The sequence below is a fragment of the Novosphingobium sp. SG751A genome, from assembly GCF_013149295.1.
Taxonomy (GTDB): domain Bacteria; phylum Pseudomonadota; class Alphaproteobacteria; order Sphingomonadales; family Sphingomonadaceae; genus Novosphingobium.
Genome location: NZ_JABGCB010000002.1, coordinates 361,796 through 374,579, shown reverse-complemented (window position 1 = coordinate 374,579; position 12,784 = coordinate 361,796). Strand labels below are relative to the sequence as shown.

Annotated in this window: 14 protein-coding genes and 1 tRNA gene; 7 read left to right on the top strand and 8 right to left on the bottom strand. The window is 62.7% G+C overall.

The window, feature by feature from the left end; all coding sequences use genetic code 11:
• Positions 1-13: 13 nt before the first annotated feature.
• Positions 14-418 carry a thioredoxin family protein gene (locus FHW96_RS04110; RefSeq protein ID WP_172339269.1) on the top strand — a complete coding sequence of 135 codons (405 nt, stop codon included), beginning with the start codon at positions 14-16 and terminating at the stop codon, positions 416-418.
• Between the two features lie 74 nt (positions 419-492).
• Here FHW96_RS04110 and FHW96_RS04105 read toward each other — a convergent pair.
• A tRNA-Ser gene (locus FHW96_RS04105) sits at positions 493-582 on the bottom strand.
• 154 nt (positions 583-736) lie between these two features.
• Between FHW96_RS04105 and hspQ the strand changes: the two genes are divergently transcribed.
• Positions 737-1,117: a heat shock protein HspQ gene (hspQ, locus tag FHW96_RS04100; RefSeq protein ID WP_172339268.1), complete on the top strand. Its 381-nt coding sequence runs from the start codon at positions 737-739 to the stop codon at positions 1,115-1,117.
• A 61-nt stretch (positions 1,118-1,178) separates the two neighbouring features.
• On the opposite strand, the gene FHW96_RS04095 is transcribed toward hspQ, so the two are convergent.
• The gene (locus tag FHW96_RS04095; protein ID WP_172339267.1) at positions 1,179-2,072 is read right to left on the bottom strand and encodes an ABC transporter permease; all 894 of its coding nucleotides are present in this window, start codon (positions 2,070-2,072) and stop codon (positions 1,179-1,181) included.
• Between the two features lie 110 nt (positions 2,073-2,182).
• Between FHW96_RS04095 and FHW96_RS04090 the strand changes: the two genes are divergently transcribed.
• From FHW96_RS04090 to FHW96_RS04080, 3 genes are all read left to right on the top strand, one after another.
• Positions 2,183-2,884 (top strand): GcrA family cell cycle regulator, encoded by a 702-nt coding sequence (locus tag FHW96_RS04090; RefSeq protein ID WP_168602445.1) that lies wholly within the window; start codon positions 2,183-2,185, stop codon positions 2,882-2,884.
• Between the two features lie 128 nt (positions 2,885-3,012).
• The gene (locus FHW96_RS04085) at positions 3,013-4,743 is read left to right on the top strand and encodes a hypothetical protein (protein WP_172339266.1); all 1,731 of its coding nucleotides are present in this window, start codon (positions 3,013-3,015) and stop codon (positions 4,741-4,743) included.
• Positions 4,744-4,814: 71 nt separating this feature from the next.
• On the top strand, positions 4,815-6,002 hold the full coding sequence (locus FHW96_RS04080; protein ID WP_172339265.1) for a GGDEF domain-containing protein: 1,188 nt from the start codon (positions 4,815-4,817) through the stop codon (positions 6,000-6,002).
• A gap of 108 nt (positions 6,003-6,110) precedes the next feature.
• Here the strand turns inward: FHW96_RS04080 and pnp are convergent, their stop codons facing one another.
• The 6 genes from pnp to rbfA form a co-directional block, all read right to left on the bottom strand.
• A complete protein-coding gene (gene pnp / locus FHW96_RS04075; protein ID WP_172339264.1) occupies positions 6,111-8,417 on the bottom strand; it encodes a polyribonucleotide nucleotidyltransferase in 2,307 nt (768 codons plus the stop codon).
• A gap of 281 nt (positions 8,418-8,698) precedes the next feature.
• Positions 8,699-8,968, bottom strand: coding sequence for a 30S ribosomal protein S15 (gene rpsO / locus FHW96_RS04070; protein ID WP_168602441.1), 270 nt, complete (start codon positions 8,966-8,968; stop codon positions 8,699-8,701).
• Between the two features lie 5 nt (positions 8,969-8,973).
• Complete coding sequence (gene truB, locus FHW96_RS04065) at positions 8,974-9,891, bottom strand: tRNA pseudouridine(55) synthase TruB (protein ID WP_172339263.1); 918 nt, start codon at positions 9,889-9,891, stop codon at positions 8,974-8,976.
• Between the two features lie 4 nt (positions 9,892-9,895).
• Positions 9,896-10,570 carry a site-2 protease family protein gene (locus FHW96_RS04060; protein ID WP_172339350.1) on the bottom strand — a complete coding sequence of 225 codons (675 nt, stop codon included), beginning with the start codon at positions 10,568-10,570 and terminating at the stop codon, positions 9,896-9,898.
• A gap of 5 nt (positions 10,571-10,575) precedes the next feature.
• Positions 10,576-11,157: a thymidine kinase gene (locus FHW96_RS04055; protein ID WP_172339262.1), complete on the bottom strand. Its 582-nt coding sequence runs from the start codon at positions 11,155-11,157 to the stop codon at positions 10,576-10,578.
• Between the two features lie 9 nt (positions 11,158-11,166).
• Positions 11,167-11,592 (bottom strand): 30S ribosome-binding factor RbfA, encoded by a 426-nt coding sequence (gene rbfA, locus FHW96_RS04050; protein WP_172339261.1) that lies wholly within the window; start codon positions 11,590-11,592, stop codon positions 11,167-11,169.
• A 152-nt stretch (positions 11,593-11,744) separates the two neighbouring features.
• Between rbfA and FHW96_RS04045 the strand changes: the two genes are divergently transcribed.
• Together FHW96_RS04045 and FHW96_RS04040 are read left to right on the top strand one after the other, a co-directional pair.
• Entirely contained in the window at positions 11,745-12,113 is a 369-nt protein-coding gene (locus FHW96_RS04045; protein WP_172339260.1) for an RcnB family protein, read from the top strand.
• A gap of 190 nt (positions 12,114-12,303) precedes the next feature.
• Entirely contained in the window at positions 12,304-12,744 is a 441-nt protein-coding gene (locus tag FHW96_RS04040; protein ID WP_172339259.1) for an RcnB family protein, read from the top strand.
• Positions 12,745-12,784: the final 40 nt, after the last annotated feature.

Genomic DNA, 12,784 nt, shown 5'->3' with positions numbered 1-12,784 from the left:
ATAGTAAGTAGCGATGCGCGCACTGTCTATCGCCCTTTGCGGAGCTTTTCTGGCCGCATCCCCGTTGCATGCCCAGCCGCCGGCCGGTGGGGGGCAGGTCATCCTGCTGGGCGCGCGGTGGTGTGCTCCCTGCATGGCCGAGTGGCGCGACCTGCCCGCTCTGGTGGCGGCGGCAAAGCCCGATCAGGTGGTGCTGGCATGGGTAGACCGACCCATTCCGCCGCCGCCCGCACTGGCCGGACAGGTGGCCGTCATGCCATCGGATCAGGCGCGGGAACTGGCGTTGCGATTGGGCGGCGAAGGCTTTGGCCTGCCCATGGCCACCTATGCCCCGGCGGGGCGGCGAGCCTGCGCCCCATGGCGCCGGCCCTTGCGCCCAAAGGATCTGGAACCCTTGCGCCAATTGTGCGGCCAGTAATATTCGGCGGATAATTTTAGGACGAATAATCAAAAAGCCTCGCAAGTCGAAGACCTGCGAGGCTTTTGAAATCCTGGCGGAGAGGCAGGGATTCGAACCCTGGATACCCTCACGAGTATGCCGCATTTCGAGTGCGGTGCATTCGACCACTCTGCCACCTCTCCGCAGAGGTTTTGGATGAAACCGCAAGGGCTTCGTCCCGGTCGGGAGCCGCCCTCTAGCCAACGAATCATACCTTGCCAAGCCCTAATTTCACATGATTGTGGATTTTCTGAAGCGTGCCTTGTTTTGCGCTGCAACAAGCCTATATTTCCCATCATGGACAGAACGAGCTTCTTCTCTCCCCAGGCCGGACGTCGGATCGACGTACCTCGCGCCGCACGAGCCCGCTTTGCCATTGGCGATGTTGTACGCCACCGCGACCATGATTTTCGCGGTGTGGTGTTCGATGTCGATCCTGTGTTCGCCAACAGCGAAGAATGGTACGAATCCATTCCGCAAGAAGCCCGTCCCGACCGCGATCAGCCCTATTACCACCTCTTTGCCGAAAGCGAGGAGGACAGCTATATCGCCTATGTCAGCCAGCAGAACCTGATCCGCGACACCGAGGGCGACCCGGTCGAACACCCTGCCCTGCCGCAGGTGTTCGAACCCTTCGATGGCGGACGGTACAGGTTGCGGGCCGGATTGAGCCACTGAAACAAAAACCCGCCGAGGGTCGCCCCGGCGGGTTTTTTGATGTCCTGCTTAACGGGATGGATCAGCCCTTCAGCTTCCATCCCGATTTCAGCACCTGATAGGTCACCAAGCCAATCACCGCATTCAGCGCAGCCAGCCCCAGCGCACCATGCAGCACCGCCTGATTGGTCGCGCCAATGTCGCTTTGCCCCAGAAAACCGAAGCGGAAACCGGAAATCACATAGAAGAACGGGTTGACCCGGCTGACCGACTGAAACGCCGGGGCCAGATTGTCGATGACATAAAACGTGCCCGAAAGCAGCGCCAGAGGCTGGACCACGAAATTGGTGACGGCAGCATTATGATCGAACTTTTCCGCCCAGACCGAAGAGAGCAGCCCGATCAGCGAGAGCAGCATCGTGCCCATCAGCCCGAACCACACCACCGCCCAAGGGTGCGCCACCGAAAGCGTCACCCCCGGCCACAGCAGCATCGCGCCTGCCAGCGCCAGCCCGACCAGAATGCCGCGCGTCATCGCCCCGGCAATCATCCCGGCCATCAATTCGGCCGCCGTCAAAGGCGGGGTCAGGAAATCGACAATCGTGCCCTGAATCTTGCCGGCAAGGAAGCTGAACGAGGCATTCTGGAACGCATTGTTCATCATGCCCATCATGATCAGCCCCGGCGCCACGAATGTCGCAAAGTTCACCCCCAGCACAATTCGCCCGCCGCGCCCCATAGCAACCGTGAATATCACCAGAAACAGCAGAGTCGTCACCGCCGGCGCCCAGATCGTCTGGGTCTGCACCTTGATGAAACGGCGAACCTCTTTCATATAGAGAGTCCACAAGCCCAGGCGGTTGATGCCATGGATCAGCGGCTCTCCCTGCACAGGAAATTGCCTTAAACGGGGGCGAACCGGCGAATCATGGGTGATAGCGGCGGTCTGGGCGGCATTGCGGGGTTGATCGGCCATGCTTGCCCGACTATCGGGTAGCGCGCGGGCTGGCAAGACTTGCACCGCGCTTTCAATCACCCCACATAGGGCGAGCGGAAGATTTCAAGACAAAAGGCAGCAAGGCACGCATGAGCTGGACCGAAGAACGCATCGACAAACTGACCCGCATGTGGGAAGGCGGCGCCACCGCCAGCCAGATCGCTGAGGAATTGGGCGGCGTGTCGCGCAATGCCGTGATCGGCAAGGCGCATCGCCTCGGGCTCAAGGCCCGACCCAGCCCGGTCAAGTCGAATGATCGCCACGAGGAAGCCGCGCCTGCCCCGGTTCAGGCCGCGCCGCCCCCACCGCGCCCCGCCCCGGTCGAAGCGCCCGCGCCCCGCGCCGCCGCGCCCGCGCCGCGCCCGGCGCCTGCCGCGCCCGTGGCTCCGCCGCCTGCGCCTGTTGCCGCTGCGCCCGCCGCGCCTTCGGGCGATGCGCCTGCGGCCCCGCCTGCCCCGCGCATCGTTTCGGTCGGCCCCGGCGGCTTTCTGCGTCAGGGTCCCGGCGAACAGCAGGCCCCGATTCCCCCCGCGCCGCCGCGCCGCCTTGTGCCGGCCAAGCCCAGCGCCGATATTGCCGACAAGACCAGCCTGCTGGATCTGAACGACCGTATCTGCCGCTGGCCGATGGGCCATCCGGGCGAACCGGACTTCCATTTCTGCGGCGAGAAGGTGAACCCCGGTTTCCCTTATTGTGTCGAACATTGCGGCCGCGCCTATCAGGCGCAATTGCCGCGTGGCCATCGCCGCCCCCCGCCGCCGCTGCCCTTCGGCAATCCGCGCGTGCGATAAACTTTTGCTAAGCAGCCAGGGCGCGCAAGTGGCATGACCGGCCACTTGCGCGCCCTGTTGCATATGGCCACATCAAATCCGCTATTTTCGGGGCAAGCGCTGAATTCATGACCCTTGATCACACCAGAATGTTTCCCAATCTGCGCCGCGCGGTGGTGGCCGGATTGCTGATCGCGCTGGTCGCGGGGATGCTGCTGCCGGTCTATTCCGATGAAATTGGCTGGCGGCTTCAGGAACGGGCGTGGCTCGATGGGCTGGACAAGCTCTATTCGGAAAATTGCGGGCCTAATACGCTGGCCGTACCGCCCTTTTTCATGTGGCCGGTGCGGTGGTATTCGGCCTTTTTCAACACACGCTTTCCCGATCCGCTGTTCGTGCGCGTTTCGGGCGTGGGCTATGCAATTGTGTTCATCGTCATGGTGCTGCGTCTGGTCAAACAGATCGGGCGGACACTGGATGAGCGTCAGATACTGGCCATCATCGCCTCCGCGCTGATGGGCCTTGGCGTGATGCCGCTGCTCTTGGTGTGGAGCCGCCCGGAACAGCCTATCTATCTCGCCGCTACGGCCGCCGTGCTGATTGCCAGCGCGGGCTGGCGATCACCGGGCAATATGTTCGCGCCGTTCAACGGCATCGCCTATACCAATGCCACGGCCAGCCCCGGCACCGCATGGCGCCGCTCGCTGACCATTCTGGCGCTGGCGCTCATCGCCATGTCCTATCATTTCAAGGCCGTGCTGGTGGTGCCTGCCTTTGCCGCCTGCATCATCTTTGCCAGTCGCGGGCGACGCGCCCTGTTCGCGCGAGGTGTGGCCATCGTGCTGCTGCTGCTGGCCACAGGCAGCGCGGCGAAATATTGGGTCAACCGCGTGCAATGCCCCGCCGACCCGATCATCGCGGCCCAACATGCGCGCAACAATCTTGCCGGACAACTCGATCTGGGCACAATCAGCAAGACGGATCTGGTGCTCAAGGTTCTGCAAAACTACAAATTGCACAATTACGTCGAGCGCGCCGCCCCGGCCATCGATCCGATGTCCTCATGGCTGCCGCTCAATATGGTCAGCCGCGACGAGATGAATGGCTGGCGCGGGGGCATGACGATCATCTGGGCCGCCGCTTTGCTGGCCGCGATCATCAGCTTTATCGGCGGTGTGCGCAACATGTGGCGCGAAAAGGTGATCCCGCCAGAGCCGGTGATCGCGCTGATGCTGCTGGGCGCGGTGTCGATCTGGTGCGTCAGCCAGTATGACCGCAATGTCTATGAGGCCAGTTTTGTCCTGCCGCTGCTGATGCTGGCGATCATTCTGGCCATGGCCAGCCCGCACCGCTGGGAGGGCCTGCGCCGCTGGATCAGCACATTGGCGCTGGCCATCGGGCCGCTGATGCTGCTCTCGATCGTGCTGGTCTCGGGGCTTTACGGTCCGCGCCTGATTGACGATGCCCAGCGCCGCGACTGGTTGCCTTGGCATCCATGGTCGGTGCCGGTGTTTGGTTACCACGCCTCGTACAAGGACATCATGGGCGCAGCGCGTCAGTGCAACCTGCCCATGCCGCGTGAGGCGCGCCATCTGCTGCTCGATGATGTGACCTATTTCGCCTATATGCAGAGCCGGATGCCCGATCACGAACTGGCCGTGCTGCCGCCCCATTTCCGCGGCTCGATCAATGATCCGGTCGCCTATCTGGCTGCGCAGAACAGCGATGGCATCCTGATGCGCTGCAAGCGGCTGCCGCCCTTTTTGCAAGGCATCGCCCATCGCAGCGGCAATTATTGCTGTGTAACTCCCGCTGACTGGTCGAAATTGCCCCCCGGCGCTACAGTGTTTCACGACGCGTCTGGGCCGGCCAAGCATTAAGCCGCGATCTGCGTAGAAATCCGGTCCGAAGTGGCAACAGGCTTTCCATAGGCCTGCGCTAAAAGGCCGGGATGACTTCGCACGATCCGAATCTTTCAAAGCGCCCGTCACGGGGTCTGCTTGGCTGGCTGACCGGGGCCGGGCGCGAAGAGGATGTGCCGCAAGGGGGTCAGGCCGCCGATACTTCGGGCGTTCTTGATCCGCTACGTCTGGCGCGCACGCAATTACTTGCCGATATCGCAGACTTTCTTCTGGCCCATGATCTGGAAATCAATCCGATCACGCTGGGCGTGGCGCATAATTACCTGAACGGCGGCGATGGTTCGATGACGCGCAGCATCGACCAGCGCATCCAGTCGCGCCAGCCCCTGACGCTGGAATGGATCGAGTTGATCCTGCGCGAAAATGGCGGCGATCAGAGCGAGTTTCTTAACCGGCTGATGAACCGCCTCGAATCCAATATCGAGGCCTTTGACCGCACCAGCACCGCCGCCAAGACGGCGGCCAGCGAATATGGCGACGCGCTTTCGGCCCATGTCGATGGGCTGGAGGAGATGAAGCCCGCCAATGCCCCGGTCGAGACGGGCGAACTGGTGCAGGAACTGGTTTCGATCGCGCGCACCATGCTGGAGCGCACCGCCAGTCTTGAAAAGGATATGGCGCGCTCGATGCTGGAAACCCGCGCTCTGCGCCGCAGCCTTGAACAGGCCCGCCGCAGCGCAGAAGAGGACCACCTGACCGGCCTGCCCAACCGGCGCGCGTTTGAACACCGATTTACCAGCGAATTTGCCGCCGCGCGCGATGCGGGTGATCAACTGGCGGTGGCCTTTTGCGATATCGACAATTTCAAGCGCATCAATGACGAACATGGCCATGAAGCAGGCGACCGGGTTTTGCGCAATGTCGCCTCGGCGCTGACCCGGATTTCCGATGATCGCTGTCATGTGGCCCGCCACGGCGGCGAGGAATTTGTCGTGCTGCTGCGCGGACGTTCGCTGCATCAGGCATGGGAACTGCTCGACGATGCGCGCGCAGCTCTGGCCGAGCGGCGGATGGTCAACCGCGCCACGGATATGCCCATCGGCAAGGTGACCTTTTCGGCCGGGATTGCCGATGTATTTTCCTTTGCCGATTCGCGCGCCGCGCTGCGCGCTGCCGACCGCGCGCTTTATCGCGCCAAGGCCGAGGGTCGAAACCGCGTGATGGTGGCCGAACCCACGCCCGAGGAACGCGCCCGCAGCAAGCCCATCACCCAATAGACCGGCTTCTTGGTTGCCCCACCAAGAAGAAGGCCCGCCCCCACTGCTGGAGGCGGGCCTTTTCTTTGATCCCAAGGGAGAGCGAGGACGCCCTCCCCCACTATGGGATCAGTCTTCCGACTTCAGGAAAGCAGGCATGTGATCGGGGTTGCCACCCTCTTCACGGTCACGACGGGGACCGCGGTCACGGCCACCATCGCGGCCGCCTTCACGACGGGGACCACGGTCGCGGTCGCCACCACGCGGACGGCGGTCGCCGCCACGGTCGCCACGATCAGCGCGCGGTTCGCGCGGCTCGCGGGGCGGACGGGTGTCTTCCAGCTCGGCGCCGGTTTCCTGATCGACAACGCGCATCGACAGGCGCACCTTGCCGCGCGGATCGATCTCGAGGACCTTGACGAAGACCTCCTGACCTTCCTTGACCACGTCGGTGGGCTTTTCCACGCGCTCGTTCTTCATTTCCGACACGTGGACCAGACCGTCCTTGCCGCCCATGAAGTTCACAAACGCGCCGAAATCGACGATGTTGACGACCTTGCCCTTGTAGATCTTGCCGACTTCGGCCTCTTCCACAATGCCCAGAATCCAGGCCTTGGCGGCCTCGATCTGCGCCACGTCGCTCGACGAGATCTTGACGATGCCTTCATCGTCAATGTCGACCTTGGCGCCGGTGGTGGCAACGATCTCGCGGATCACCTTGCCGCCCGTGCCGATGATATCGCGGATCTTCGACTTGTCGATGCTGATGGTTTCGATGCGCGGAGCGTGAGCCGACAGTTCGGTACGCGCTTCGCCCAGAGCCTTGAGCATTTCACCCAGGATATGCGCGCGGCCTTCCTTGGCCTGAGCCAGAGCCTGACCCATGATTTCCTGCGTGATGCCGGCAACCTTGATGTCCATCTGCATCGTGGTGATGCCTTCAGACGTACCGGCCACCTTGAAGTCCATGTCGCCCAGATGATCTTCATCACCCAGAATGTCGGACAGCACGGTGAAATCGTCGCCTTCAAGGATCAGGCCCATCGCGATGCCCGAAACCGGCCGCGCCAGCGGCACACCGGCGTCCATCATCGAGAGCGAACCGCCGCAGACGGTGGCCATCGAGGACGAACCGTTCGACTCGGTAATATCCGAGAGAACGCGGATCGTGTAAGGGAAGTCTTCCTTCGACGGCAGCACCGGGTGCAGCGCGCGCCATGCCAGCTTGCCATGGCCCACTTCGCGGCGACCGGGGGCGCCGAAGCGGCCCACTTCACCCACCGAATAGGGGGGGAAGTTATAGTGCAGCATGAAGTTCTGATACGACAGGCCATCAAGACCGTCGATCATCTGCTCGGCGTCCTTGGTGCCCAGCGTGGTGGTGCAGATCGACTGCGTTTCACCGCGCGTGAACAGCGCCGAACCATGAGTGCGGGGCAGGAAGCCGACCATCGATTCGATCGGCCGGATCTGCGTGGTGGTGCGCCCGTCGATACGCTTGCCGTCCTTGAGGATGGCGGTGCGCACGATTTCAGCTTCCAGCTTCTTGGTCACCTTGATGGCAACCATCTGGGTCTGGGGCGTTTCGTCGGCGAAAGCGGCCTTGGCCTTGGCGCGAACTTCATTCAGCGCGTTCGAGCGGGCCGACTTGTCGGTCAGCTTGTAGGCGGCGGCGATGTCCTTGCCCACCAGCTTCTTGAGCTTGGCCTTCATGTCGGCGGTGTTGTCCGACAGATCGACTTCCCACGGATCCTTGGCCGCCTTTTCGGCCAGATCGATGATCGCGTTGACGACCTTGCGGCTTTCGGCATGGGCAAACATCACGGCGCCCAGCATCTCTTCCTCGGACAGCTCCTTGGCTTCCGATTCAACCATCATCACAGCGTTGCCGGTGGCCGCCACAACGAGGTCGAGACGGCCTTCGGCCACCTGCGCCATCGACGGGTTGAGCTGATATTCGCCATCCTTGAAGCCCACGCGGGCCGCACCGATGGGACCCATGAAAGGCACGCCCGAAATGGTCAGCGCGGCCGAGGCGGCGATCATCGCAACGATATCGGGCTCGGTTTCGCCGTCATAGCTCAGGACCTGAGCAATAACGTTGATTTCGTTATAGAAACCTTCGGGGAACAGCGGGCGGACCGGACGGTCGATCAGGCGGGAAACCAGCGTTTCCTTTTCCGTCGCGCCGCGCTCGCGCTTAAAGAAGCCACCGGGAATGCGACCGGCAGCCGAAAACTTTTCCTGATAGTGGACGGTCAGCGGGAAGAAGTCCTGGCCTTCCTTCACCGACTTGGCGGCGGTCACGGCGCAAAGCACCACGGTTTCGCCATAGGTGGCCAGAACAGCGCCGTCAGCCTGACGGGCGATACGGCCGGTTTCGAGGGTGAGGGTCTTTCCGCCCCACTCCAGCGATACGGTTTTCACGTCGAACATTGTGTATCCTTCAGCCCGCATGGCCCTATTGCCACACAGGATTTGCTGCCGGGATAGCCGCCCGGTGCGGTGCGGGGCTGTTTGTTCATGCCCCAAAGGCCTCTGCCGAATTGCAGAAAAAGCCCCAAAATCAATCATGCGCCTGATATGCAAACCGCCCCAAAGCGGGGCGTGTTCGACAAATCGGGCGCTGTATAGCGGAAAAGGCGGCGCCGATCCATCGACAACCGCCTTTTCCCATAAACGAAGCGCCCCGGTTGGGGCGCTTCGAAAAACCTGGCTTACTTACGCAGGCCCAGCTTGGCGATGAGAGCGTTGTAACGCGCCACATCCTTCTTCTTCAGATAGGCCAGCAGCGTGCGACGCTTGTTGACCAGCTGAAGCAGACCGCGACGCGAGTGGTTGTCCTTCGCGTGGGTCTTGAAGTGTTCGGTGAGGTTGACAATGCGCGTGGTCAGGATCGCAACCTGCACTTCGGGCGAACCGGTGTCGCCTGCGTGCTGGGCGTTGTCAGCGATCAGTTCCTGCTTCTTTTCAGCGGTAATCGTCATAGTCTCTACTCCGCGACATCCGAAAGGTTGAACCCCCGCTCGACCTTGGCCGAACCTCCCTCGATCTTCATCAACGCCACGGGCACATCGCCCAGCCGCGCCAAATAAAGCCCATCGGGATAGGGCTGCCCGAAAAGAACGCGGCCCTGACGGACCGCCCCTGCCTGTTCGGACGTGAGGGATAGAGCCGGGATGTCGACCAGCCCTGCCTCAAGCGGCAGAAGTTTAGTTCCAAGCGGCGCCCCCTGACCGATTTCGTTCAAGGAGTCCAGCGAAATCGCGTGCTCCAGCGTAAAGGGCCCTGCCGACAGCCGCCGCAGCATCGTTACCGATCCGCGCGTGCCCAGCGCCAACGCTATGTCGCGCGCAAGACTGCGGATATAGGTGCCCTTTGAGACATGCGCGCGCAAGGTCGCCCAATCCTCGCCCGCATTGATCAGGTCGAGCGTATGGATCGTAACCGCGCGCGTGGGCATATCCACCGCTTCGCCCCGGCGCGCGCGGTCATAGGCGCGCACCCCGTCGATCATCAGCGCCGAATAGGCGGGCGGCACCTGCTCGATAGGCCCGGTAAAGGATGGCAGCACCGCCGCAATCTCCGCCGCAATCGGGCGCACATCGCTGCTCGCCACCACCTCGCCCTCAAGGTCGAGCGTTTCCGTTTCCTCACCAAAGCGGACCGTGAAATCATAGGTCTTGGACGCATCGAGCATCCGCCCGGTCAATTTCGTTGCCTCGCCCAGCGCAATCGGCAAAATCCCGCTGGCCAGCGGGTCCAGCGTGCCGCCATGGCCCACCTTGATCCCGCCTTTCAGCTTCATATTATAGCCTGCCGCGCGCAGGTTGCGCTTGACCGCGCTGACGGCCTGCGTGCTGCCCAGTTCCAGCGGCTTGTCCAGAATGATCCAGCCATGGACGCTCATCGCCCTATTCTCCCATCACCAGACGCGCCAGATCGAGCATCCGCCGATAGGACCAGTCGAACGGCGGCCCAACCCAGCGGTCCACCAGATCGAAACCCGGCACCAGTTGCGGCAAGACCACCAGCAGAACCAGCACCAGCGCAAAACCCAAACGGCGAAACCGCGCATAAACCGCCGCCGCCCGCTGGGGCAAAAGTCCCTCCACAATATGCGAACCGTCAAACGGCGGGATCGGCAGCAGGTTGAACAGCGCCAGAAACAGATTGATCTGAATAAAGGTCAGCAGCATCTCGGCCGCCACCTGCACGCCAATCGCCTGCGACATATGGGCCATCGCGCCCAGCAGCAATGCGCCCAGAACGGCCATGACAATATTGGACAAAGGTCCTGCCGCCGCCACGATCATCATGCCCACGCGCGGATTGCGCAGCCGCCATTTGTTGACCGGCACCGGTCGCGCCCAGCCGAACACCGGCAATTTCGCCAGCGCCAGCATCCCCGGCAACAGCAAGGTGCCCACCAGATCGACATGGCGCAGCGGATTGAGGCTCAACCGCTTCGCCTCGCTGGCCGTGGGGTCGCCCAGCGCCCGCGCCGCCAACCCATGCGCCACCTCGTGAAACACGATGGCCACCACCAGCGGCACGATCAGCCCGGCAAAGCGAAAGACCGGCGTCATATCCATCACTGCGCGCCCCGCGCCTGCGAGAAATGCCGGCGGCACAGGGCGACATAGCGATCATTGCCGCCTATCTCGGTCTGCGCGCCCTCGATCACCGCTTGGCCCGCCGCATCCACGCGCAGGTTCATCGTCGCCTTGCGCCCGCAATGACACACCGCCTTCAATTCCACCAACGCATCGGCAATGCCCAGCAAAGCCGCCGATCCGGGGAACAATTCGCCCTGAAAATCGGTGCGCAGGCCATAGCACAGGACCGGGATCCCGCCCTCATCTGCAACGCGCGCGGCCTGCCACACCTGCTCGGCGGAGAGGAACTGCGCCTCGTCGATCAGCACGCAGGACAGAGGCGCGGCCTCGTGCGCGGCCATCACCGCGCCGTGAATATCGGTATCCGCGCCAAAACGATGCGCATCCGCCGCCAGCCCGATCCGGCTCTCGATCGCATGATCGCCCCCGCGATGGTCCAGCGCCGCCGTCCACAGCATCGTGGCCATGCCCCGCTCGCGATAGTTGAAATCGGCCTGAAGCAGCGTGGTCGATTTGCCCGCGTTCATGCTGGCATAGTAGAAATAGAGCTTGGCCATCAGACTGGCTTACTCGCCGCCCTTTTGTTCGCCATCCTCATGCTCGCCAATATCGCGCAGCACGCGCGGATCGGCCAGCAACGCGTCGATCCGGCTTGCCTCGTCAAAGCTCTCATCGGGCAGGAACTTGATCTTGGCCGCATATTTCAGCTTCAGCTTGCCCGCGACTTCCTTCTGGAAAAAGGCGGTATGCGTGCGCAAAGCCTTGAGCACGATCTCCTCGTCCACCCCCAGCAGGGGTTTCACAAAAACCGTGGCGTGGCGCAGATCCGGGCTCATGCGGACCTCAGTCACGCTGACCGAATGGGCGGTCAGGGTGTCGTCATGCACCATCTGGCGCGACAACATATCGGAAATCACGTGCCGCACCTGCTCGCCCACCTTGAGCAGGCGGACCGAGCGGTTTTCGGGAGTGGAAGTTTGGTGGCGTGCCATAATGTCTCATCAATTCTGTCGCCGGATCGCACCGGCCTGTCGTAAATTCGCTTTGCCCATGGAACGCATCGCTTGGCAATGACTTCTTATACCATGAGCGGTGTTGAAATCGGGTCTCGCCCCGACAATTCAACGCCTCCAAGGAGGAATGCATGCGTAAAATTATCAGTCTGGCCCTTTGCGCGCTGATTCTTGCCCCGACGGCGGCCTCGGCCGATCCCGATCATGGCCGCGGCGGGCGCGGCCACTGGGACCATGGCCGCCATGGCGGTCGCGGGCCCGAATGGCACGGCGGCGGCCCCGGTTGGGCGCCCCAGCCCGGTTGGCGCCAGTTCCGTCGCGGCGAGCGCTTTTATGCCGAACGCGCGCCCAATTATGTCGTCATCAACGATTACCGCCGCTGGCACCGCCTGCGTCCGCCGCCGCGCGGCTATCGCTGGGTCCGCAGCGGCAATGATGCGCTGCTTATCGGCATCACCAGCGGCATCGTCGCCAGCGTGATCGTCGGCGCGATCCGCTAAAATCTCCCCTGTACGTCACCAACTGCGGCTCGCCTTGATCGATCAAGGCGAGCCGTTTCGTTTGCGGCGCCGTTTGGGGCGATGCGACAATTTAACACAAGAATGAGCGCCGCCGTTCATGTTCGAGCCCATCAGGTAATTGTAAGAACAGCATATTGAAGAATTCATCTCTTCCTACAGGAGAATTACCATGAAGAAACCCCTCGCGCTGCTGCTGGCCGCCGCTCTGCTGGCCCCTGCCGCCCCTGCTCTGGCGCAGCCGGGCGGCCATGATGGCCCAGGCGATCATCGTGGCGCCGATCATCGTGGTCCCGATAACCGTGGCGGTCAGGACAATCGTGGCGGCCCCGGCAACCACGACTATCGCGGCCCGCAGAACCATGGTCCCGATCGCGGTTTTGCCCAAGGCCCGCAAGGTCGCGGCCCCGGCGGCCAATTCGTCCAGTTCCGCAAGGGCGAGCGTTTCGACCGTGGCCGCGCGCCCAATTACGCTGTGGTCGATTATCACCGTTACCGCCGCCTCGGTCCGCCCCCGCGCGGCTATCACTGGGTGCGCAGCGGCAATGACGCCGTGCTGGTCGCCATCACCACCGGCATCGTGGCGAGCGTGATTGCGGGCGCCATTCGTTAAATCTTTTGGGCGGTGCATCGCGCCGCCCTCACCTGAGGCC

Bases quoted from the DNA above. Each gene is read 5' to 3' on its own strand.
- FHW96_RS04085 (WP_172339266.1), top strand. From the start codon at position 3,013: ATGTTTCCCAATCTGCGCCGCGCGGTGGTGGCCGGATTGCTGATCGCG.
- FHW96_RS04110 (WP_172339269.1), top strand. From the start codon at position 14: ATGCGCGCACTGTCTATCGCCCTTTGCGGAGCTTTTCTGGCCGCATCC.
- FHW96_RS04080 (WP_172339265.1), top strand. From the start codon at position 4,815: ATGACTTCGCACGATCCGAATCTTTCAAAGCGCCCGTCACGGGGTCTG.
- FHW96_RS04090 (WP_168602445.1), top strand. From the start codon at position 2,183: ATGAGCTGGACCGAAGAACGCATCGACAAACTGACCCGCATGTGGGAA.
- FHW96_RS04040 (WP_172339259.1), top strand. From the start codon at position 12,304: ATGAAGAAACCCCTCGCGCTGCTGCTGGCCGCCGCTCTGCTGGCCCCT.
- FHW96_RS04060 (WP_172339350.1), bottom strand. From the start codon at position 10,570: ATGACGCCGGTCTTTCGCTTTGCCGGGCTGATCGTGCCGCTGGTGGTG.
- FHW96_RS04095 (WP_172339267.1), bottom strand. From the start codon at position 2,072: ATGGCCGATCAACCCCGCAATGCCGCCCAGACCGCCGCTATCACCCAT.
- rbfA (WP_172339261.1), bottom strand. From the start codon at position 11,592: ATGGCACGCCACCAAACTTCCACTCCCGAAAACCGCTCGGTCCGCCTG.
- truB (WP_172339263.1), bottom strand. From the start codon at position 9,891: ATGAGCGTCCATGGCTGGATCATTCTGGACAAGCCGCTGGAACTGGGC.
- FHW96_RS04055 (WP_172339262.1), bottom strand. From the start codon at position 11,157: ATGGCCAAGCTCTATTTCTACTATGCCAGCATGAACGCGGGCAAATCG.
- rpsO (WP_168602441.1), bottom strand. From the start codon at position 8,968: ATGACGATTACCGCTGAAAAGAAGCAGGAACTGATCGCTGACAACGCC.
- pnp (WP_172339264.1), bottom strand. From the start codon at position 8,417: ATGTTCGACGTGAAAACCGTATCGCTGGAGTGGGGCGGAAAGACCCTC.
- FHW96_RS04045 (WP_172339260.1), top strand. From the start codon at position 11,745: ATGCGTAAAATTATCAGTCTGGCCCTTTGCGCGCTGATTCTTGCCCCG.
- hspQ (WP_172339268.1), top strand. From the start codon at position 737: ATGGACAGAACGAGCTTCTTCTCTCCCCAGGCCGGACGTCGGATCGAC.